The sequence below is a fragment of the Streptomyces filamentosus genome (assembly GCF_014654895.1).
GTDB classification, from domain to species: Bacteria; Actinomycetota; Actinomycetes; order Streptomycetales; family Streptomycetaceae; genus Streptomyces; species Streptomyces filamentosus.
In genome coordinates this window covers 48,248-69,823 of the sequence record NZ_BNBE01000001.1, presented here as the reverse complement: position 1 = coordinate 69,823, position 21,576 = coordinate 48,248, and the positions used below count along the sequence as shown (strand labels likewise).

14 protein-coding genes are annotated in these 21,576 nt (G+C 71.3%); 4 read left to right on the top strand and 10 right to left on the bottom strand.

From position 1 onward, the window contains the following. Positions 1 to 430: 430 nt before the first annotated feature. On the top strand, positions 431 to 4,135 hold the full coding sequence (locus tag IE326_RS00400; RefSeq protein ID WP_190040447.1) for a S8 family peptidase: 3,705 nt from the start codon (positions 431 to 433) through the stop codon (positions 4,133 to 4,135). 43 nt (positions 4,136 to 4,178) lie between these two features. Here the strand turns inward: IE326_RS00400 and IE326_RS00395 are convergent, their stop codons facing one another. Together IE326_RS00395 and IE326_RS00390 are read right to left on the bottom strand one after the other, a co-directional pair. Next, positions 4,179 to 5,123, bottom strand: coding sequence for a helix-turn-helix domain-containing protein (locus tag IE326_RS00395; protein ID WP_190040446.1), 945 nt, complete (start codon positions 5,121 to 5,123; stop codon positions 4,179 to 4,181). A 524-nt stretch (positions 5,124 to 5,647) separates the two neighbouring features. Beyond that, positions 5,648 to 9,193 carry a S8 family serine peptidase gene (locus IE326_RS00390; protein ID WP_229915142.1) on the bottom strand — a complete coding sequence of 1,182 codons (3,546 nt, stop codon included), beginning with the start codon at positions 9,191 to 9,193 and terminating at the stop codon, positions 5,648 to 5,650. A 786-nt stretch (positions 9,194 to 9,979) separates the two neighbouring features. Here IE326_RS00390 and IE326_RS00385 point away from each other — a divergent pair. After that, positions 9,980 to 10,978 (top strand): TrmB family transcriptional regulator, encoded by a 999-nt coding sequence (locus tag IE326_RS00385; RefSeq protein WP_190040444.1) that lies wholly within the window; start codon positions 9,980 to 9,982, stop codon positions 10,976 to 10,978. 512 nt (positions 10,979 to 11,490) lie between these two features. Further along, on the top strand, positions 11,491 to 12,510 hold the full coding sequence (locus IE326_RS00380) for a DUF389 domain-containing protein (protein ID WP_190040443.1): 1,020 nt from the start codon (positions 11,491 to 11,493) through the stop codon (positions 12,508 to 12,510). 308 nt (positions 12,511 to 12,818) lie between these two features. Here the strand turns inward: IE326_RS00380 and IE326_RS00375 are convergent, their stop codons facing one another. Beyond that, complete coding sequence (locus IE326_RS00375; RefSeq protein ID WP_190040442.1) at positions 12,819 to 13,316, bottom strand: hypothetical protein; 498 nt, start codon at positions 13,314 to 13,316, stop codon at positions 12,819 to 12,821. 84 nt (positions 13,317 to 13,400) lie between these two features. Between IE326_RS00375 and IE326_RS00370 the strand changes: the two genes are divergently transcribed. Further along, a protein-coding gene (locus tag IE326_RS00370) for an IS5 family transposase (protein WP_190042111.1) occupies positions 13,401 to 14,209 on the top strand; the annotation gives its coding sequence in 2 pieces (ribosomal slippage) (positions 13,401 to 13,740 and positions 13,740 to 14,209; 810 coding nt in all). 23 nt (positions 14,210 to 14,232) lie between these two features. Here IE326_RS00370 and IE326_RS00365 read toward each other — a convergent pair. The 7 genes from IE326_RS00365 to IE326_RS00335 all read right to left on the bottom strand — a co-directional run bounded on the left by IE326_RS00365 (position 14,233) and on the right by IE326_RS00335 (position 21,574). Further along, positions 14,233 to 15,027 carry a hypothetical protein gene (locus tag IE326_RS00365; RefSeq protein WP_229915141.1) on the bottom strand — a complete coding sequence of 265 codons (795 nt, stop codon included), beginning with the start codon at positions 15,025 to 15,027 and terminating at the stop codon, positions 14,233 to 14,235. Positions 15,028 to 15,127: 100 nt separating this feature from the next. Further along, on the bottom strand, positions 15,128 to 15,709 hold the full coding sequence (locus IE326_RS00360; protein ID WP_190040441.1) for a hypothetical protein: 582 nt from the start codon (positions 15,707 to 15,709) through the stop codon (positions 15,128 to 15,130). A gap of 136 nt (positions 15,710 to 15,845) precedes the next feature. Continuing rightward, on the bottom strand, positions 15,846 to 16,541 hold the full coding sequence (locus IE326_RS00355) for a hypothetical protein (protein ID WP_190040440.1): 696 nt from the start codon (positions 16,539 to 16,541) through the stop codon (positions 15,846 to 15,848). A 21-nt stretch (positions 16,542 to 16,562) separates the two neighbouring features. After that, complete coding sequence (locus IE326_RS00350) at positions 16,563 to 18,068, bottom strand: putative type IV secretion/conjugal transfer ATPase (protein ID WP_190040439.1); 1,506 nt, start codon at positions 18,066 to 18,068, stop codon at positions 16,563 to 16,565. 25 nt (positions 18,069 to 18,093) lie between these two features. Further along, positions 18,094 to 18,546 (bottom strand): DUF6238 family protein, encoded by a 453-nt coding sequence (locus IE326_RS00345; RefSeq protein ID WP_190040438.1) that lies wholly within the window; start codon positions 18,544 to 18,546, stop codon positions 18,094 to 18,096. A 36-nt stretch (positions 18,547 to 18,582) separates the two neighbouring features. Further along, a complete protein-coding gene (locus tag IE326_RS00340; RefSeq protein WP_190040437.1) occupies positions 18,583 to 20,055 on the bottom strand; it encodes an SCO6880 family protein in 1,473 nt (490 codons plus the stop codon). A 136-nt stretch (positions 20,056 to 20,191) separates the two neighbouring features. Further along, a complete protein-coding gene (locus IE326_RS00335; RefSeq protein WP_190040436.1) occupies positions 20,192 to 21,574 on the bottom strand; it encodes an SCO6881 family protein in 1,383 nt (460 codons plus the stop codon). Positions 21,575 to 21,576 lie beyond the last annotated feature (2 nt).

Sequence of the window (21,576 nt, the reverse complement as noted above, 5' to 3'; positions counted from 1 at the left end):
CGGCCCCTGAGACCGGTCCGGTTAGGCTACGCCGGATCGCCGGCATGTCGTCGCTGCCACGCCCCGCGGCCTGGCGCCGGGCACGGGCCGCTGCAGGGCGCGGTCTCCAGGGCCGCAGGCGACGCCTCGGTGACGAGGGCGCGCGGGCGGGAGGTGCCGTTCGCACCGCCGCCTCGATGTCCCTCGTGGCCAAGGTGCCGATCCGCATCGCCGCCACCACCACATGCCACTCGCGTCGTCGGCTCAGCCCGCTCGCAAGGGCTCGTCTCCAGCCCTTTGCCGTAGCCCGCTGACGGAGGGCGCGGAACCGTCGGCTCGACCGGGCGACACCGGACACGCGGTCTCCTCGACTGTCCGACTTCCGCCATGGCGGAACCTTGCCATCCGGTACCACTGTGCCTGTGCTTCGCCACCCGATAGACCAGGGCCCATGAGATCCATATCCCCCCGGCGGTCCACCCTGGCCGCCGCCCTCGTCCTGGCCATCGCAGGCTGGCCTCCCCTCTCCGCGGCGTCGGCGGACACCCCGCCGCTCCGCGCCGCGGAGGACGGCGCACCGGAGTCCGTCCGGTCCCATGACATCACCCTCGTCACCGGTGACGTGGTGCACTTCACCGATCTGCCCGGCTCCCGCGACGTGGTGACGGTCGAGCCCGCCGCCGATTCGTCCGGCCCGGTGCAGGTGTACACACGAGGTGAGGACACCTACGTCGTGCCCTCGGACGCGATGCCGCTGCTCGCGGCGGGACGGGTGGATCCTCGCCTGTTCAACGTCACGGATCTGGTCGCGATGGGGTACGACGACGCGCGGGCGGACTCGGTCCCGCTCATCGCGACACCGTCCTCGGTGAACCGCTCCGCCACGCCTCCGCCGGCGCCCGCCGGCTCCCGGACCGTACGGACCCTGGCGTCGATCCGTTCCACGGTCCTGAGCGTCGACAAGGAACGGTCCCGTGCGTTCTGGCAGGGCATTGCCCCGGGCGGCGGGACCTGGAGTCCCGCGAGCGGTGTCGGCAAGCTCTGGCTCGACGGCCGTGTCGAAGCCGCCCTCGCGGCGTCCACGGCCCAGGTCAAGGCTCCTGAAGCATGGTCGAAGGGATTCGACGGCAGCGGTGTGAAGGTGGCGGTGCTGGACACCGGCGCCGACCTCGATCACCCGGACCTGCAGGGGCGGGTCGACGAGGCGAAGAGCTTCGTACCGGGTGAGGGCGTCGACGACGGCAACGGTCACGGCACGCACGTCGCCTCGACCGTCGGCGGCAGCGGGGCGGCGTCCGGCGGCGCGGAGAAGGGCGTGGCGCCCGGCGCCCGCCTCCTGATCGGCAAGGTGCTGGCCGACTCCGGAGCCGGAGCCGACTCCGGAGTCATCGCAGGCATGGAATGGGCCAGGGCACAGGGCGCGGACGTCGTGTCGATGAGCCTGGGATCGAACGACTCCTCCGGCGGCGACGATCCGATGTCCCTGGCACTCGACGCGCTGTCGGCCGACGGCGGCCCCCTCTACGTCGTTGCGGCGGGCAACAGCTACTCTCCCGGCAGCATCGGCGCCCCCGGAGCGGCGAAGTCAGCCCTGACGGTGGCCGCCGTCGACGCGAAGGACAAGCGCGCCGACTTCTCCAGCCAGGGCCCGCTCACCGGCTCGCACGGGTTGAAGCCGGATCTCTCCGCCCCCGGGGTGGGCGTCCTCGCCGCCGCCTCCCAGTCCGTGCCCGGGTGGTCCGGCGGCATGTACCGGTCGATGAACGGCACCTCCATGGCCACCCCGCACGTCTCGGGTGCGGCGGCCGTGCTCAAGCAGCGCCACCCCGAGTGGAGCGGTCAGCGCATCAAGGACGCGCTGATGTCCGCGTCGCACACCACGAACGGAAAGCCGTACGAGACGGGCACGGGCCGTCTGGACGTGGAGACCGCCGTGGACACCGTCATCGACGCGACGGGATCGGTCCCGGCCGCCGTCTACCAGTGGCCCCACACGGGGGATGTGTCCAGCACCCGCACCGTCACCTACCGCAACAGCGGTGACGGCGCGGTGACGCTCGACCTCGCCCTGGACACCGCGGACTCCGCCTACAGCCTCTCGGCGTCCTCGGTCACCGTGCCCGCCCGTGGGAGCGCCGAGGTCACGCTGACGCTGGATCCGTCGCGGGTGCCCGTCGACACGACCTTCTCCGGCAGGATCGCCGCCACCGACGCAGCCACGGGCAAGGTCGTGGCCCACACAGGCTTCGCCCTGTACAAGGAGAGGGAACTGTACGACTACACGATCAAGGTCACCGGCCGGGACGGGAAGCCGGCCAGGGACACCGTGGTCGTCAACAGCCCTCACCGGAGCGACCCCATGTACGTCAACGTCGACGGTGAGACCACGCTGCGCCTGCCCCCGGGCGACTACACCGCCTGGTCGTTCATGGAGGTCCCTGGCGACACCTCCGACGGGCTCGGCATGGCCCTGCTCCTCGATCCCACGACCACGGTCGACGCGGCCCACCCGAGCGGCGAGGTGCGCCTCGACGCGAGCCGGGCGCGCCGCGCGTACGCCCTTCCGGAGCGCGAGAGCACGTCCACCCAGACGATCCTCGACTTCTCGCGTGCCTACGAGACGGGCCCGGTGACCTCGGCCTTCAACTGGAACAGCGCACTGCTCCTGCCGGCCGCGTACGACTCCCTGTACCTCTCCCCCACACAGCCGGTGACCAAGGGTTCACTGGACACGCTGATCCACTGGCGGATGCGAGAGAAGGCGCTGGACGCCGAGACCGGCAGCGGTCGCGAGATCGCTCTCACGGCGCAGCGCAACAGCCCGTTCCACGAGGGGACCAGCACCCTCCGGACGGTGTACGCCGGGAAGGGTTCGACCGCCGACTACGCGGGGCTCGACGTCCGCGGGAAGGCCGTCGTCGTCGACCGCAGCACGGAAGTCCCGATCGCCGAGCGCGTGCGGGCCGCCTCCGAGGCCGGCGCCGCCCTGCTGATCAGCGTCAACGACACGCGCGGCCGACTCTACGAGTCCGCCACCGCGGGCGGCTCCATGCCCGTCGCCTCGGTCATGCAGCGGGACGGTGAGCTGCTCATCGCGGAAGCCCGGTCGGGGCGGGGCAAGCTGCACGTACGGCAGAAGGAGTACCCGGACTACACCTACGACCTGCTGCAGACCTTCAAGGGTTCCATCCCGGACACACCGCTCGTTCACCGTCCCGAGGACGACGACCTGGCGCGTGTCGAGAGCACGTACAACGCCACGCCCGGCACCCTGGGGCAGGGCTCGCGTCACTTCGCACCGACCTGGGGCCCGGCCGTGGGCACGGACGAGTACGAGCGGTACTCCCGCGCGGTCACGGAGTTCGTGGCTCAGCACCCCGCGGGCCTCGGGACCTGGTACGAACAGCACGCCGGCTCGGGTACGGGGGCCGGTTTCGCCGAGCGGAACGTGAGCGCCTCCTACACCGCGGGCAAGCGGTACCGCGCCGCCTGGTTCGCCCCGGTCACCGCTCCACGCCTGAGCGACGGCTCCAATTACGTCGCCCAGCAGAATGTCAGCGGAACCTTCCAGTGGAACGTCGCCATGTGGTCCAGTGGTCACGACGGCCACCTGGGCGTCGGGGGCACGGGCACGAAGACCACGTTGTACCGCGACGGGACGCAGGTCGCCACGTCCAACAGTCAGTCCGGCCGGGCGTGGAACGCGCCGCAGGGCAGGTACGAGCTCGTCGCCACCGGGCAGCGGGCCAGCGCGGCCTGGCCCACGTCGACCCGCACGCGCACCGCGTGGGGCTTCGACTACCTGCCCCTGCCGGCGAACGGCGCCGTCCGCGCCGACGTCCCGCTGCTGAACCTGGACTACGACGTCGCCACCGACATCCAGGGGAAGGCGCGCGCGGGGCACCGTCTCGACCTGGGGCTGCGCTCGACGACGTACACCGGTGAGATCGCGGCCACCGCCGCCTCGCTCCAGGTGTCGTACGACGACGGGGCGACGTGGCGACCCGCTCCACTGAAGCGGACGGGTGAAGGACGGTGGGCGACGGTCCTCCAGAGCCCGGACGACGCGTCCTCGATCTCCCTGCGGGCGACGAGTGAGGCGCCGGGCGGCCTGAGCGTCGAGCAGGAGGTCATCCGGGCGGTCCTCCTGAAGTGATCCGCACTCCGTGGGGCTGCCTGAGGGGCGGCCCCACGGCTTCTCACACCCAGCTGTGGTGTTTGGCGTGCCAGCCGAGTTGCAGTCGAGTGGTCACCTGCGCTCGTGCCATGAGGGCCTGCAACCGTCGCTGGACGGTCCGCACGGACATGCCCAGCTGGCCCGCTACGGCGGAGTCCGTCAGCCCTGCCAGGAGCAGCCGCAGGATGTGCGTGTCCAACACGTCGATCGCGGGATGCGGATCCAGGTAGGGCCGTCCCTGCGTCCAGACCTGCTCGAAGAGCACGGCCGCCACCTGGGCGAGACCGTCGCGCAGGACGACCGTCGGATCGACGTCCTCGCCGTGACAGCGCAGGGGCAGCATCGCCGTCTCGCCGTCGACGAGGATGAGCTTGCACGGGACGCGGTCGACGACGCGTACCTCCACGCCGCCCTCCACTGACTGCGCCACCTGGTCCTGTGCCCCCGGCTCGGTCAGGAACGTGCGGTCGACGACGGCCCGGACCCGCACGCTGCGACCGATGGCCGTCACCTCCTGGCTGTCGTCGGGCGCGACCGCGCGAGGATCCCCCGCGGACAGGATGTCGATGGTGCTGCGCGCGGACAGCTGGAGCTGGAGGTGGCGCCGGCGAATCGCCGCGGTCCCGTGGACGATCTCCACCAGGTCCCGCTCGGCCCGGTCCACGTCGACGGTCCGGTACGCCTCGACGAGCCGGGTGACGGTCAGTTCCGCCCGCAGGAGTCGCTCCCGCTGGGCGGCGAGCTCGGCGCCGAGGGCCACGGCGGGCGGCGAGGCCGCATATCGTTCACCGTCCGCCGTCAGGGCCGCGAGACCTCGGTCGACGAGGAGGCGGAGGGCGTCGTCGGCCCGGTGGTCCGGTAGGGCGGCCGCGTCGGCGACCTCTGCGCGCCGTGCCGCTGGAAGCCGCACGAGCGCTTGATAGACGGCGTCCTCGTCCGCCGTGAGTCCCAGCTCCTCCAGACTCATGTCCGCTCCTCGTCCTCGTCCTCCGCCGACCGGATCCCGGCATTGTCGCAGGTCGTCGCGGTGGACCTGGAAAACCGGTGGCCGCCTTCGCCAGGCCGGGAGCGTCAGGCGCCACCCTCCGATACTCGTCCTCCGTCGTCGCCGTCGTTCCCGGGGCGAACTCCACCAGCAGCAGCAGAACCACGTCGTCGTCCGGCGGCGCGCCCGTGGACGCGGCCGCATCGGCGCGCAGCCGGCCAAGGCCGTCTCGGGGCGCCTTCCTCCGACCTCGTGCGACGCACCACCGCAGCCCACCTCCCGAACTCACCTGCATGGGGACACCGATTCCTGCCCCGCCTGGGGTGGCCGGACGAACCGGGCACGCGCCGGCTTCTGTCAATCAGCCTGCCGATTTCAGCATGTGGACTTCTCACCCCACACCACTTGCGGAATCCAGCGCGTCGAGCCGCGTCGGCGACGCGGGGCGGCCCGCCCGGAGGAACACCGGGCGGGCCGCTGTGATCTATGTGTCGGGCCGCTGTGGCTCAGCCGGCCAGGTCAGGGCGCTGGGTGACCCGGACGGAGTTCACCAGCGACTTGCCGTGGATCGCCGACAGGCGGACGTTGAGCTGACCGTCGGTGACCTTCACCGTGATGGTCTTGTCCAGAGCCGTGAACGTGCCCGCCTCCAGAGCGATGTCGAGGTTGGATACGAACTCCCGGCCCTCGGCGAGCAGGTCGACGACCCTGGCTCCGGGCTTGGTGCCGCTGACCTCGGCGAATCCCAGCTCGATGCGGTAGACGCCGTCGGGGACGTTGTCGAAGCGGTACTCCTGCGCGCCGGTACGGGCCGTGCGGTAGAGCTCCTGCTCGTTCGTGCCGGAGATCGTCTTCTTCGTGCTGGACATCCCCCCGGACCCGATGTAGCCGTACGAGCCGGCCTTGTACGCCCGGTCGGGACCCCAGGCGTCGCCCCGCAGGTCCGTGACCGAACCGGTGGCGCCGGTGTCGAGCGCCGCCTGGTAGGCCGGGACGACGATCTTCAGCGGAATCTCGATGACGGGGACCCGGCCGCTCTCCGACGTGATGAGGAGCGTGCCGGACAGAACCGTGCCCGGAGTGGCGCCGCGGGTGTCGAAGAGCAGGCCCACCTTCTGCGTGGCGCCCTTGGCGAGGGTGCCGGAGGTGGCCGCGATGGTGACCCAGGCGGCGGAGTCCTTCTCCTTCACCGCGTACGGGGTGGTGGTGCCCTCGTTGGTCAGGGTCAGCGTGCGGGTGCGCGTCTGCTCCGCGGGAACGACCACGGTGTACTGGTCCGCGGAGGCCTTGACCAGAGCGGTCTTCAGGACGGCGTCGGCCACGGCGATGCCGCGGGCCTTCACCTCACGCGTCGCGGTGGCGCCGGAGTAGTGCTCCGCGGAGACCGCGATGTCGTAGGCCTCCTCGGTGCTGCCCGCAGGGACCTGGAGGAGGTAGCTGCCGTCGGCGCCCGTGGTGCCCGTGGCGATGTCGGTGCCGCCCTTGCCGACCTTGACGGTGGCGCCCTCGACGGCCTTGCCGTCGTTCTCGTCCGTGACCCTGCCGGCGAGCACCGCGCTCCTGCCGGTGCTGAAGGAGACGCTCAGGCCGTTCGCGACGGCGGGCTGGTTGAACGAGTACTGCAGGGCGTCCATGCCGGTGTGGTCCTCGACGCCGATCGTGGCACTGGAGCCGTTCTCGTAGGTGCCGCTGTCGATGTCCTTGTAGTGGTACGAGACGGTGCCGTCCTCGCCGATGACCGCGGAGAAGCTGATCCGCTGGGCCGCGGCCGAGATGAACTGCAGGTCGCGCCACTCGACGACCACGGAGCGGTGCGGCGCGGTGCCGCGGATCGCCCAGTAGACGCCGGAGTCGCTGGAGCCGGTGTCGATCTGCAGGTTGTCCCAGAAGGGATAGAGGACCCCGTTGGGAACGCCGGTGGACGGCAGGCTGACGTTCGCCGAGGTGATGCTGGGGGTGCCGAACGCGAGGACGCCCTTGACGGTGGCGTTCGCGGAACGGTAGGTCCTGCCGTACAGAGCGACCGGGAACGGCAGGTCGAGGGTGGCCGCGCCGGCCGTCGGGTTGGTGATGGCGAGCTTGGTGTCACCGGCCGGGAAGGCTGCCGTGCCGACCGCGCAGGTCGTGCCGAAGCCGTCTTCCCTGCTGGCCAGGTGGAAGTCCTTGCCCATGGGGGCGGTCAGTTCCACCCGTACGGTCGTCGCCGTGGCGCAGCGGCTGACCGGGGTGACGGCGATGGTGTACGCACCGGTCGGCAGCGTCATCGAGTACGTGCCGTCGGCGGCCGTGACCGTCTTCACCGGGGTGCCCTGGACCACGACGGCCGCACCGGCCTCGGCGCCGCCCTCGGTCCGAACGGTGCCGCTGATCGTGGCGTCCGGCGCCTTCTCCAGGGAGAAGTCCTTCGTCGCCGTCCCGTTCTCGACGATGGTGACGGTGGACTCGGTGGAGTGGTAGCCGAACTTGGAGACGGTGACCTTGTAGTCGCCGACCAGGACCTTGGGGACGCCGTAGGAACCGTCCGCGCCGGTGGTCAGCGTGGACTTCATCGGTCCGTCCAGCGTCACCGTCGCACCCGCGACACCGGAGCCGCCGGAGCCGACCTTGCCACCGATCGCGCCGAGCGCGCCACGCGGGCTGGCCTCGACCGCGGCGAGCGCGTCCAGACGCCCCTCGCCCCAGACGTTGTTGAACTCCGCAGTGCCTCCGCAGCTCAGGTCGGCGGTGTCGATCGCGGTCTCATTGAGGATCCGCTCCGTCGCGACGACGTCTCCGCGGAGCGCGGGCGAGGCCGCCCACATCAGCGCCACGGTGGCGGCGGTGTGCGGGGAGGCCATCGACGTACCCGACTTGACGGTGTAGCCGCCGCCGGGCGCGGCCGAACGGACGTTGGCACCGGGCGCGGCGATGTTCGGCTTGACGATGCCGTCCTCGCCGGTTCCGCGGGAGGAGAAGCTCGCGATGGCGTTGTTGCTGTCGAACGCGCCCGAGGCGTAGGAGTTGGAGTAGTTGCCGGGCGAGCCCGCGGTGTTGCAGCCCTCGACTCCGTTGTTGCCGTTGGAGAAGGCCGGGAAGATGCCCGCGTCACGCCACGCCTGGACGAGGTCCTTGTACCAGGTGTCGATGATGTCGGCACCCCAGGAGTTGTTGATGACGTCCGGCGCGAGGTCCGGCCTGGGGTTGGCACCGGAGGCGTCCGTGGGCGCGAGCATCCACTGGCCGGAGGCGAGCAGGTCCGCCTGGGAACAGGAGCTGGTTCCGCAGCCCTTGGCCGCTATCCACTGGGCACCGGGGGCGACGCCGATCCGGTTGCTGCCGCCGTCGTCACCGACCATGGTGCCCACGGTGTGGGTGCCGTGGCCGTTGTTGTCGCAGGGCGCGGAGGTCGGGCAGGTGCCGCCGGGGTCGAACCAGTTGTACGCGTGGTCGTACGAACCGTCGATCTTCAGGCCTCGGTACTTCGACGCGAGGGCCGGGTGGTCGAACTGGACGCCGGTGTCGATGCTGCCGACGACGACGCCTTCACCGCGGATGCCGAGGTCGCTCCAGATCTTGGGAGCGTTGATCCGGTCGACACCCCACTCCACGGCGTTGACCCGGGGTACCTCCGTGGTGCCCGGCAGCGGGTCGGGCACCATCACCGGGTCGTCCGCCTCGATGGCGGTCACGTCCGAGCGGGCCGCGATCTTCTCGGCCAGCGCCCGGTCACCGGTGATCTTCACCGTGTTCGAGATCCAGAACGACTGGTACGTCGCCCCGGCTTCTTCGGCCAGGGCGATGACCCCGGCCTGGGACTTCTTGGCGAACGCGGTCTTCGCACGGTAGACGGCAGCGGCCTTGGCCGGCTTGCCCTTCGCCGCACGGGCAGATGAGTCGTCCGCCTCCGACGCGAGGTCGACCCAGAAGGTCACCTTCTCCTCGTCGGCGAACTGCTCGACCACCTTGGCCTCGGACTTCGCCCGATAGGCGGAGTAGGGCGCGGGTTCGTTCCGCGCCTGGGCCGGAAGGGCTCCGGCCGCCAGAGGTACGGCGGTCGCGGCAGCCGTGAGCAAGGCTGCGGCTGCCCGTCGTCTGAGACGTCCTGACACAAGCTCTCCTTGGGACATGGGTGGGGGATCTCCCCTTGGGATGGGTCGATTTGGTGCCGCTCATAGCTGCCGATGGCCGCTGGGGTGGGGCGGACGAGTCGGGGGCCGCGTGAGCTTGCGGGGTTGGATCCTGAGGGACGTGGAGCGGGGCACGCAAGGCCCCTGAAAGGGCGCCACAGGCTCTGCAGGCCGCCGTCTCCCGGCGTCGTCCGTACGCGCGCGACGGGTTCACGGCACGCCCTCGGGATCTGGATCGGCAGCTCTCCCCGGCAGCCGTTCGCCGACACGCACCTCGCCCGAAATCTCCTCGCCCACTCCTCTGACCAGCTGTTCGTCGACGTCAGGAGCGCCGTGCCCGGCCCGGACCGGCCAGCCCAGGAGCAGTACCCGGACCGGTTGCCGCACACCGTTCGTCCTGGCGGGACGGCAGCCCCCGTGCGCATCCCACCGGTGCGAAGCGAGCCGACTGGCGGCAAGTGGCCAGGCGACTTGCCGCCACCCCGCGGGGCCGATCGCGCGCTCGGACGGGCGGAGTATGCAGCCATGGTCTCCGAAGCCCGAACTCACGGTGGCGCCCGGCCGACTCGCGGGTGGATGGCGGGCCCGCCGTGCCCAGGTGCGCCGGAGCCCACAGGTCCGTGTCCCCTCTGCTGGAGGACCTGCGTCTGCCTCAGAAAGCGGGGTCGTAGTGTGACCCTCCGTTCCACGGTGCTCGTGGCGGGGTGTCCGAGCGTTCAAAGGGAGGGGTTCATGCTGCGGTCCATCGGTCTGGAACAGGATGAGGAGCGGGTGTACCGGGTGCTGGTCCGGCTGGGGAGCGCGACGAGCCTTGAGGTGGCCCGGCATCTGAACGTGGACGCGAGGGAGGCCGACAGGCTGCTCGGCAGGCTGGAGAACGGCGGCATGGTGTCACGCGCCGCCGGACAGGTCGGCGTCTACGTGGTGGCGCCGCCACAGCTGGCCTTCGGCCCCGCGCTCGCCGCGGGGCGCCACGCCCTGGAGCAGGCGGAGTCCACGGTGGCGGAACTCGCCGAGGAGTACCGGCGGGGCGCGGCCGGACAGGAGCGCGCCGGCCTTCTGGAAGTGTTGACCGGAGCCGATGCGATCCGGCACAGGTTCGAACAGCTCCAGCACGGCGCCCAGCGCGAGTTGCACGCCTTCGTCACGGCCGAGCCGGCGGTGGTACGAGGGGACGAGCACGAGGCGGAGGAGCATGCGGCACGCCGCGGGGTCCGGTACCGGGTCGTCATCGAACAGGCCGCGCTGGACGGGCCGTCGACGACTGCCGAACTCTCCGCGGCTCTGGGGCGCACCCAACGGGTGCGGGTCGTCGAGCGAGTACCGTGCAAGCTGATCGTGGCCGACCGTTCCACAGCACTGATGCCTCTGCTGGGCCCCGTTTCCCCTCAGGACGGTGCGCAACCGACCTCCGTGGTGGTGCGTGCTCCGGGCATCGTGGGGGCACTGCTCAGCCTCTTCGAGACGGTATGGAACTCAGCCCGTCCCCTGCTGCTGTCGGCGTCCGGTGAAGTGGAGGCGGAGCCGCAGACCGAGGAGCCGGACGACACCGACCTGCTTCTGCTGTCCTTGATGCTCACCGGACTGACCGACCGGGCGGTGGCCGCCCGTCTGGGACTGGGGTTGCGCACGGTCCAGCGCCGACTGCAGCGGCTCATGGAGGTCGCCAAGGTCTCCACGCGCATGCAACTCGGCTGGCATGCCTACGAACGCGGATGGGTGCGGCGCTGACCCAGTGCGGCCGGCACTGAGCGTTCTCCGCGTTGCCTCTTCAGGGTGAGCACGGCTTGGGTCATGACGCTCATGCGGTTGGGGCTGATGCGGGATCTGCGTGAGATCTGCCAGGAGTCGAGCCGTGCCACCTGACAGCGCTCTACTTCCCTCGCGAGACGATTACCTCCTGCCACGACGCGGGACCTCACCTTCACCAACCTTCTTGCAGAGATGGTCATCGTCCACAGGAACTTGCTGTTCAGGGAGAAGACGTTTGACATGGTCCCTCTGGTGCTGATCGGGCCGCCGGGCGGGGTTGATCACCGAGGCCTCGTCTGCATCCCGTCCGCCCCGTCCGCGGCTTCCTTCTCACAGTTCACGGCACGGACACTCCCGCCTCGCGTGAATGTGCCGCCGTCGCCGTGGGCGGCACCACCGCCGGCACACCGAGGGTCCGTGGTCCGTCGTGTCCTCCCCCGCCACCGGGCCCCGGAGGGCAGAATCTCCGCATACCTAACGAAGGGGGCGAAATGGCCGGTGTGGGCGAGGCGGCGGCCCGCCGGATGGTCGACGCGCTGTTCATCGAAAGGGCGTGGGGCAGTCGCAGTGCCTCGCGGTTCTGGGTGCTGCTGGCCCTGGCCGCGGTCATCGCGAGCGCGGGAGTGGTGGGGGACTCCACCGCCACCGTCATCGGGGCCATGATCGTGGCCCCGCTGATGACGCCGATCCTCGGGACCGCGCTGGCCCTGGTCCTCGCCGACCGGGCGCATGTCGTGCGCAGCGTGCTACTGGTGTTCGGCGGTGCGGTGGTGGTCGTGCTGATCGGCATGCTGCTGGGCTGGATCGCCGCGCCGCCCGACGCGTTCGCGAGCAACAGTCAGGTGTCCTCCCGGATCAGTCCGCGTCTGATCGACCTGCTCGCCGCGCTGGCCACGGGAACGGTCGGCGCTTTCGCCCTGGTCAGGACCGACATCTCCGACACCTTGCCCGGGGTGGCCATCGCCATCTCGCTCGTCCCACCGCTGGCCGTGACCGGGCTGTTGATCACCGTGCACCGCTACCACGACGCGGGTGAGTCGGCGCTTCTGTTCGCCACCAATGTGGCCGCGATCGTGGCCACCGGCACCCTCGTCTTCCTCGGCTACCGGGTGCGCGACGCGGCCCGGGAGGCCGGGCTCCCGGTGGGTACGTTCCACGGCCGGACGCTGGCGGCGGTGGCGGCCGTGGTGCTGCTGGTCGCCGTCCCGCTCACCACGGGCACCGTCTCCGTCGCCCGGGACCGCGCCCTGGCCGCCGACGCCCGGCCGGTCGCCGACCGCTGGGCGGAGGCGGGCGCCTGGCAGATCGCCTCCGTCGACGCCCGCAACGGCGTCGTCCTGGTCGGGGTCCTCGGGCTTCCGCCCCAGCCCGCCCCCACCGCACTGCGCGCGGCGCTCGACGGCGCCGGCATGGGTGACGCGGATCTTCAGCTCCGCCTCGTCGGCGGCCGTACCCACTGGTGCCCCGCGGGCACCGTCACCTGCACCGTGGAACGCTCACCCGTCGACTGAGCCCGGGCGTATCCGGATGTCCGGCCCCGAGGGCCCGACCGACGGTGAGGTGACCCCCGGAGTTTGGACACAGGGGTTCATGCTGCGAGTGTGAGTCTATGTCCTCGCTGGTGCTGCTGTTCGAAGTCGACGGGTGAGAGGTAGCCGGGGGAGCTGTGGCGCCGTCGCGCGTTGTAGTACGTCAGCCGCTGGAAGAGCTCAGGTCTGCCGCAGCCTTACACGGCACCATGCCACGACCCGACGTGGCGACTACCAACGACTGCTCGCCCGCCCAGCCGGCAGGTAGATCAAAAAACCGCACTGGAGTACTAGAAGTAAGGGTTCTCGATGGGGCGGTTGGCGTCGGTGGCAGCCTGGATTAGCTTGGGGAGGTCGTCGGGCTCGGAGGAGCGCTGGTCGATCCACCAGCCGGCGCGGGTGATCGTGCGTGCGGACTCCTCGATGGCCTCCCAGTCGACCTCGCTGGTGTCGCCTTCGACGACCAGGGCGGTGTAGGCGGCGGCCAGGATCTGGTGGCGGCAGCGTACACCCCAGGAGACGGCCCGCTCGGTTCCCTCCAGCGGAGGCATCCGGTACTGCTGCGACCAGGCTTCGGACTCGGCCTGCTCCTCAGCCCGTTTGGTCTCCAACCATGCTGTCTTGTCCTGCTCGTTGGCTTCCTTGGAGGCACGCCAGCAGGCGGTGCACTCCTGTGTGGCGAGCCATTCGGCGAAGCCTGCGCGGCGGTCGGCCGGCCGATCGGACAGGTCACGGTTGGAGTGATGGCCGCAGGAGTGATCGATGGGCCAGATGGTCTTCACAGCCATAGGACTTATTCCTTACTGATCGTTTCAGAATGAGTTCCGTGCAGGGACTTGGCGGTCGAGCTTGGTGGCGGCAGAGTGGTGCGGGTGTCGGATGATCTTGTGCCTGATGAGCTGTGGGAACGCATCGCCCCGCTGCTGCCGCCCCGCCCGCCGCGGCGCCACCGGTATCCCGGACGCCTGCCTGCGGACGATCGCGCCGCCTTGCGGGGCATCGTTTACGTGCTGCGCAAGAACGTGAGCTGGAGGGACGTGCCCGCCGAGCGGACCGGCTGCAGTGGAGTGACGGCCTGGCGGCGGCTGCGGGACTGGACCGAGGCCGGCGTCTGGCCCCGCCTGCACGAAGTCCTCCTGGCCGAGCTGCGCAAGGCAGGCCTGCTCGACATGGACGACTGCGCGATCGACGGCTCGCACATCCGGGCCCTGAAAGGGGGGCTCACACCGGACCTTCGCCGGTCGACCGGGCCCGGCCGGGCAGCAAGCACCACCTGATCGTCGACCGGCACGGAACACCTCTCGCCGTCACTCTGACCGGCGGAAACAGGCACGACGTCACCCAGTTGACGCCACTGCTGGACGCGATTCCCCGCGTCCGCGGCCTGGTCGGCCGGCCGCGTCACCGGCCGCGACGGCTGTTCGCCGACCGCGGCTACGACTACGACAAGTACCGCCGCATCCTGCGGGCTCGGGGCATCACCCCGAAGATCGCCCGTCGAGGTGTCCCTCACGGCTCGGGGCTGGGCAAGACGCGCTGGGTCGTGGAGCGGACCTTCCCCTGGCTCCACCAGTTCAAACGCCTGCGGATCCGCTACGAGATACGCGCCGACCTCCACCTCGGCCTGCTTCAACTCGCTTGCAGCATCATCTGCTTGCGACGACTCCGAACCTCATTCTGAAACGATCAGTTAGGGGTGTTGGGTCAGCGGTTGCGGGAGAAGGCGATGCGCGGATCGACAGGTTGGGCCGCCGTGACGGGGATGGCGGGAGCGGCCACTGGTCGCTTGCCCGGGAGGCCGGCGACGGCTGGGCTGGAGGCGAGCGCGGCGGCGCTGATCGGAGAACGGTGGGCGCCGGCACCCTGGTCGTGGTCGTGGTCGTGGTCGTGGTCGCGGTCTGGGGACGGGTGCGGCGCGGGGGCGGCGCGACGGTTCGCGACCTCCTGGGCGAGGCGGGGGTGCACCGCGACCCGGACATCCGAGCGGTACAGATCCAGCGTGACGCCGGCGACCTTCCCCAGGGCCTCGTCCCGGCCGGTGGAGGCGGGCAGCGTGTAGATGTCCAGGCGGGGGTCGTGTCGCCAGCCGTGGCCGAGCAGGGCGATTGCGGTGATTCCGGAGGCGCGATCGTCGAGGGCCGCGACGATGCCGAGCTGCGGATGTTCGGCGAAGGCGACCTCGGGCTCGCCGAGCGGGACTCGGCTCGGGGCAGGGCGCGCGCCGGGTGCGAGGGAGGGCTCGAACACGGCGTCCGCATCGACCCGGAAGTCGGCGTTGCGCAGCAGCTCGACGGCCCGGGTTGCGCGGCCCTGCCCGTCACGCTGCTGGTCGGTCAGGGCGTACAGGGCGGGCTCGCCCGGGATGGGGCGGAAGTCGAGCCGTTCCAGCATCCAGGTGCCGGCGGGAAGGTTCTTGGGGTTCGCGGCGACGATGCCGTAATCGGGGTGGCGGCCGACGGTGACGTCGGCGAGCAGTTCTTCGGCGGAGTTGGGCAACACGGCTGATCCATCCGGTGCGGGCTCGATGACGGGAGAGAGCGAGGGCCGGGAATGGTTCTGCTGGTGCGAGGCATATGGCGTGCTCCGAGACGGGAAGGGGTCAGCGGCCAGGGGCGGTGGACGAGCGCGAGGGGGGCAGCGCGGCGCGAGGGGGTGATTCCGCCGCCAGAGGTGTGCGGACCGTGCGCGATCCGGCCGACGGGGACGGCGAGAGAGCAGCGCTCACCCTGGGTGGGACGGGGTCGGCGGCGTGCTCCTGTGAGGAGCGGTACTGCTCGCGGCGTGGGGGTACGCCGAGCTGGTCCAGGCACGTGTCGACGGCGGCGAGCAGGCTTGAGACGCTGCCGCCGTGCCGGGCGTCCGGACCGTCGGGCTCGGAGTCGTAGATCACCTCGTACACCGGGGGTCCGGCCTCCCGGTGGCGGACCACCGTCCAGCTCTCGGGGAAGCCGGGGTTCTCGGAAGGCGGTTCCTGCGGCGGCGAGATGATCATCGAACTGCCGTCGGGGAGGGCGACATCGACGACGTAGTCGCTCAGGCCGTACTCGACGGTGACCTCCAGGCCCCGCCGGCGGAGGGGACCGGTGAGGTAGCCGTACCCACGATCCCGCTTCGGATCCGCGTCGACGAGGGGCGAGAAGGAGCTGGTCCGTGCGGTGACCAGGGGGTGGTCTGGGTTCATCGGTCTTCTCCGTGGTGAGGCGTCCCGGCGGTCGACGCCGCGGTGAGCGCAGACCGGACCGCGTGGGGCGGGCGGTGGTCCACGAGGATCTGGTGATCGGGCGGTTTGGTCCGGCCGGGACTCGGTGCTACGGGTGTCAGCGGGAGCGGCCTGGAACCGGTGCGCCGGGTGCCGGCGCTGGGGGAGAGGCGGGCAGGGTTCCGCGAATTCCGGATGCGGAGCGGGCGAGAGCCGCACGCGCCCGCTTCGTGTGCGCGGAGTGCTCGGCGTCCGCCCGACGGGCCAGGTGGTCGGCGGCCCGGACGAGGGCCGGGCCGCGGATGGCCAGCTCGTCGGCGTAGTGCCAGCCGTCAGCGTTGCGTTCCTCCTTCGCCCGGTCCTCGTAGAGCTTCCGTGAACCGGGCATGGAGGCGTCCATGAGGACCAGGATCTGGTCCCACTCGCGCTGAAGCTGCCCTGCGTGTTCCAGGGTGGCGTCGATGCCGCGCAGCCAGCGGAGGTCTTCGCTGATGGGCCCCTCGGCGTAGTCGGCGCTCCGGGCGGTCGCGCGGGCGCCGGCCAGGACCTCGGGGCCGTGGTCGAGGAAGACCTCGACGTGCCGCCACGCCTCGGCGTCGCGTTTCACTTTCCCGTCCTCGTACCCGTGCTCGTCGACGGGCCAGCCGTCGGTGTCGCAGAAGGAGTCCGAGACCGCGTCCCAGTCGTCGGACGCCTTCCGTATCCCGGCGACGGCAGCAGCCAGCGCCGGGATGTGCCTCCGCCATGCCAGGTCCACACTGGCCGCCGCCGGCTGGTTCTCGGCAGGGGCGGGAGAACTGGAAGAAACGGACATGATCGTTCCTCCGGCCATGGTCTAGGCCGACATTCGGGCGTCGGTGTCGAACAGTTCGCGTTCGGCCGGGTGGAGGATGTGCTGCGTGATGAAGGACCGGCCCGCGACCTTCCACAGGCCCCGGCCCTTGGTCAGCGCGGACACCGCCTGGGTCTCGACGCCGGTCAGGCCGAGCAGGGACGCGGCAGCGTCGAGCTGGTCGGGCTCCTGCCGGTAGATGATGCGCGTGGAGCAGTCGGCCAGGAGACCCTCGGCCAGCACCCGGCCGCGCGAACCGGCGTCCCCCGCCGAGAGCAGGTCACTGAGCCGGTGGATGACCATCAAGTTCGCGATGCCGAGACCACGGCTCAGCTTCCACTGGGACTGCATCCTCTCCAGCAGGCCGACATGTCGCATCACCCGCCACGCCTCGTCGTAGATCACCCAGCGTCGGCCGCCGGCGGGGTCGGCGAGGGCGGACTCCATCCACGCGCTCGCGCACGTCATGGCGAGGACCAGCGCGGTGTCGTCGCCGGCGCCGCCGAGGCGGGAGAGGTCGATGGACAGCATCGGCGCGGTCGGGTCGAACGCCACGGTGCTCGGGGCGTCGAACATGCCGCTCAGATCACCGTGCACCAGGCGGCGCAGGGCGTGTGCGACGTCCTGGGCGGCCGCCCCCAGGTGCCCGGAGGAGTTGCCGAGCGCCTGGTCGAGGCGCTGGGGCGAGCCGAGCACGTAGGCGATCTCGCCGAGCAGCGGCACCGTGCCGCGGGCGGCGGCCTCGGCGACGACCAGGTCGAGAGCGAGGTCCAGGGCGGTGTGCTCCATCGGCAGCAGATCGCGCTTCAGGACGGTGCGCGCCAGGCCGGCCAGGAGCAGCAGGCGCCGCTTTCGGACCTCGCTCGCCCAGTCGTCCTCGCTGACGGAGACGGGCCGGGCCGGTGCGTCCAGCGGGTTCAGCCGGCCCGGCAGGCCGGGGCCGAGCGCGATGCTGTAGCCGCCGAGGGCCTGCGCGACGCCGGTCCACTCGCCCTTCGGGTCGCAGGGAATGTAGATCCGGTAGCCATGGGCGATCGACCGGGTGGCGATGGACTTCGCCAGCGCGGACTTGCCCATGCCGATGATCCCGGCCAGGACGGCGTTGGGGTTGGTGAAGCCCTCGATCCGGCCACTGCCGTACAGCGAGAACGGGTCGAAACAGAACGCGGCCTCCGCATGGACGTCACGGCCGATGAAGACGCCTTCGGCCCCCAGACCGCCCTCGGCGACGAACGGATAGGCCCCGGAAGCGGTGGCGGTGGTCATCCGGTGGGCGGGCAGGCGGAGCTTGCCGCCGCGGGCCGAGGCCGGTCCGGGCCGCCCGGCCGGCGGGTAGACCGGTCGAAGTTCCGGATCGGTGGTCTCCTGGGCACGGTGGTTCGGGGGCGTTCCGGCGAGACGGGCCTGGCGGTGGGCGTCGGCGAAACCGGCGCGGGCTGCCCTGCGCTCGGTGCGCGATGCCTTGTGGGGCACGAACAGGTGGGAGGCGCTGGCGCGGGTACGGGGCATGAACGTTTCTCCGAGTGGGGGCGGGTCAGCGGCGGGTGAGGCCGGTGAACGGGGAGTGCAGGTCGGCCGGGGTCGTTCGGCGGCGGACCAGGCGCGCGGTTCGCTGATGGCGCTGGCAGACGGTCAGCTCTGGCGCCCCTTCGGGCAGGCCGCCCCGGCACGCCTCGCGCTCGGGCACCTCGCCGGAGTCCGGGCGGGGAGCTGAGTGGTAGGCGGCGTGGAGGTGGTCGACTGCCTGCCAGATCCGGGTACGGGCGGCACGCAGGTGGTCGCCCTCCGCCGGGAGGAGCCGGCCGGCACGTACGGCGTGGGCGTCGAGCAGCCCGTGCAGCGAGACGAGATGGCAGTGAAGGGCATCCAGCTCGGCGCGGGTGGTGACGAGCGGGCCGCCGGGGAGGTTGAGCGCGCGGTGGAAGTCGAGCGCGGCGGTGGCGAAGGGCACGAAGTCCTGCGCGGTCGTGCGGGGAGTGCGGGGCACGGGAGTGCTCTTTCAGTGATGCGGGGAGTGCCGGGGCTACGCGGCGAGGGCGAGCGGCAGGGCGGCGGCGGTGAACGCCTCGGCCTGCTGCCAGGTCAGCGGCCGGAGGTCGAGCTGGGCGCCGACGGCGGCGGTCTCCACGACCGCGCACGCGGTGCGCAGTTCCTCTTCGGAGTCGGCCGAGACGGTCAGCAGCCCGGTCAGGGCGACGTCCGCGTGGCCGGCGATGAGCTGCCGCTCGCGCGCCTTGATGTCCTGGTACTCGATCGAGTCCGCCTCGGAGTCGACCTGCCCGCGCCGGGCCCGCTCGGCGGCATCGGCGATAACAGACGCCTTCTTGCGCTGGACGTCTCGCAGGGCGGCGTCCAGTCCCTTCGGCTCGTAGCAGAGCGACAGCGTGCGCCGGACTCCGCCGGTGAACAGGAGCTGGTGCAGGAAGCCGGCGCTGGTTTCGGTCCTGGGCCAGTTCTCCACCCAGTACGTGGCGTGGACGGCGGAGTCGGTCGCGATGTGGTCCGCCTTCTCGACGACCACGACGGGGCCGGCGGCTGTGGGCTCGGCCTCGGGGCGGCCGGTGGCCGACCAGCGATCCAGGGAGGCGAGGGCCTTGGGGTCGTAGGCGGTGCGGACGACGGCGGCGATCTCGCGGGCGGTGAGCCAGCCGGTCGGGTTGAGCCCGGCGGTCCGCGCGGCCTGCTCGAAGGTCGAGGTCAGCTGTGCCAGGACGCTGAAGGCCCCGGTCAGGCCGCCGCCGGCCTGGTTGATCAGCCGGCGTGCCGCCTTGGTGTCCAGCGACAGCGCGACGTACGCCTCGTGCGGGGCGGCGGCCGGACCGGCGCTCTGGATCAGCTCGTTGTAGATCGCTCCGGCCACCGGGGTGTCGGGGCGGCCGTGCTCTTCCCAGTAGCGGCGCAGGCTGTCGCCGGAGTCCGGGACGGTGCGTTCGATCACCTGGATGCGGGCGATCTGCCCAGTCCGGGCGAGCGCGGCCAGGGCCCGTCCCCAGCCGGAGACGTTGGCGTGCTGGGTGCCTGGGTCGAGCAGGGCGTAGGCGCGGGAGGAGACCTTGACGACGGCGGTCAGCGTGCCGTTGTGCGGGTCGTGGACCGCGCCGTACCGGCCGTCCGGGGCGGTGGCCACGCGCAGGCTGGCGGCGGTGCCGGGCAGGTGGAGCAGTCCTTCGTGGGTCGGCCGGCGCGAGGGGCGGGTAAGCCAGAGGAGCTGGCCGCGCATCCGGCGCAGCGCGTACCGGACGACGACCGGAGCCCAGTCCGCCAGGGCACGGCTCCGGTGGCGGACGAAGACGAACAGGGCGATGACGGCCCACAGGGGGATGAGCGCGAGGGCGCCGACCACGCCGCGGGCGAGGATCACGGCGAGAAGGAGAAGGCCGGTGAGTCCGGCGGCGAGGAGCTGCGGGGCGGTCAGGCCGAGCAGGACGCCGCGCCTGCTGCGGTGGGGGAACTTCACGGTGGCCGAGGGGACTTCGGCCTGGTGCTTACCGGACATGAGGGTTCCAGACGGTGGAGGTGAACGAGAGACGGGGCGGGCGGCACACTTCTGGAGGACACGGCGGGGCTCCTTCGACGGTCGAGTCGGGAGGGGGCGGGCTGCGGAGGGGCAGCCCGCCCCCGGTGGGGGAGGGTCAGGAACCCTCAGGCGGCTGGGTGGGGAACACCCAGGGCGTCGGCGCCGGCGAGCCGGTGGCTGCCGCCGAGGGCCCGGCGGGCGGCGTGGTGCCGATGTGGCTCACGCCGTTGCCCGGAGCCGACGTGCTGGCGGGACGACCGGAGCTGCCGCTGACGGCCTGGGCACCCGGCTGGGAACCTTCCGCTTCCTCTTCGCCGGGCCGGGTGATGAGCGGCGGGATGCCGGGGCGCTGGATCAGGGCCCGTCCCTTGTCGCCGGTCGCGTTCGGGTCCTCGCCGTAACGGAAGCGTGTCTGCGGCTTGGGCGGGCCGGCGTCGATGCCCTCCTTGCTGAGGTTGCCGCCGGCAGGATCGATGCCGGAGGCGACACCGTCGGCGCCCGCGCCGGGAACCTGACTCGGTCCCTGGGGAGCGGGGGTTCCGGTGCCGACCCGCATCGCCAGGCTGCCGGCGGTCTTCGCCGCGCCGGCGGCGACGGCCATACCCGCGACGCCGGTGCGGTGCAGGTCGTCGTGGCCGCCGCCTTCGCTCGCCCAGTGGACGAACTTGTACGTCGCGTACGGGCAGAGCAGCACCAGGACCATGACGACGATGCCGGCCATCGCGTCCGACAGGGCCGACAGACCGTCGTTGGCGTCGCTCTTGCCCATGGCGGAGACGCCGATCAGGAAGACCACGGTCATCAGAAGCTTCGAGACGATCAGGGTGGCGGTGGCCTCGATCCAGCCCCGACGCCAGCGCTTGGCGACCTCCCAGCCGCCGCCCGCGCCGGCGAACACGGCGAGGGCGACCATGATCAGCACGCCGACCTTCCGGGCGACCATGACGCCCCAGTACAGGAAGGCACCGATCGCGCACCCGAAGGCGACCAGGGCGGGAACACCCCAGCCCAGGCCGTACATCGCCCCCAACTGGTTGATCTTCACGACGCGGCGGATCGCGTCGTCGACCGAGGTGTTGGCGGCTTGGAACAGTCCGTCGGACAGGGCGTCGACCACGGTGATGGCGACGGTGGTGAAGGCGATGGCGGAGAAGCTGAACAGGACGCCGGTCATGGTGCCGATCGCGGCCTGGGCCAGGGCCCGCTCGTCGCGCCGCCAGGCCGCGAACATGAGCTGAATGCAGAAGATGCCTACGGTCAGCGCGAGCCCGATGGGCAGCAGAAGCTGGTAGTTGTCCCGGAACCAGCCGGCGTTGAGGTCGATGGCGGTCGTCTCGTTGACGGCCTTGGCGGCGAGGTCCGCCGCGCTGGCCGCCAGTTCGCCGGCCGACTTCGCGATCCACGCGCCGATGCCGTCGGTGACGGCCCCGGCCGGGTTGGTGACGAAGTCGACGGCGGTGCACACCTTGTCCATCATTGGAAGGCCGCAGACATCCATGG

What these genes read in the sequence shown, in the direction of transcription:
- IE326_RS00400 (WP_190040447.1), top strand. Translation starts at nt 431, where the DNA reads ATGAGATCCATATCCCCCCGGCGGTCCACCCTGGCCGCCGCCCTCGTC.
- IE326_RS00395 (WP_190040446.1), bottom strand. Translation starts at nt 5,123, where the DNA reads ATGAGTCTGGAGGAGCTGGGACTCACGGCGGACGAGGACGCCGTCTAT.
- IE326_RS00385 (WP_190040444.1), top strand. Translation starts at nt 9,980, where the DNA reads ATGCTGCGGTCCATCGGTCTGGAACAGGATGAGGAGCGGGTGTACCGG.
- IE326_RS00380 (WP_190040443.1), top strand. Translation starts at nt 11,491, where the DNA reads ATGGCCGGTGTGGGCGAGGCGGCGGCCCGCCGGATGGTCGACGCGCTG.
- IE326_RS00375 (WP_190040442.1), bottom strand. Translation starts at nt 13,316, where the DNA reads ATGGCTGTGAAGACCATCTGGCCCATCGATCACTCCTGCGGCCATCAC.
- IE326_RS00360 (WP_190040441.1), bottom strand. Translation starts at nt 15,709, where the DNA reads ATGAACCCAGACCACCCCCTGGTCACCGCACGGACCAGCTCCTTCTCG.
- IE326_RS00355 (WP_190040440.1), bottom strand. Translation starts at nt 16,541, where the DNA reads ATGTCCGTTTCTTCCAGTTCTCCCGCCCCTGCCGAGAACCAGCCGGCG.
- IE326_RS00350 (WP_190040439.1), bottom strand. Translation starts at nt 18,068, where the DNA reads ATGCCCCGTACCCGCGCCAGCGCCTCCCACCTGTTCGTGCCCCACAAG.
- IE326_RS00340 (WP_190040437.1), bottom strand. Translation starts at nt 20,055, where the DNA reads ATGTCCGGTAAGCACCAGGCCGAAGTCCCCTCGGCCACCGTGAAGTTC.
- IE326_RS00335 (WP_190040436.1), bottom strand. Translation starts at nt 21,574, where the DNA reads ATGGATGTCTGCGGCCTTCCAATGATGGACAAGGTGTGCACCGCCGTC.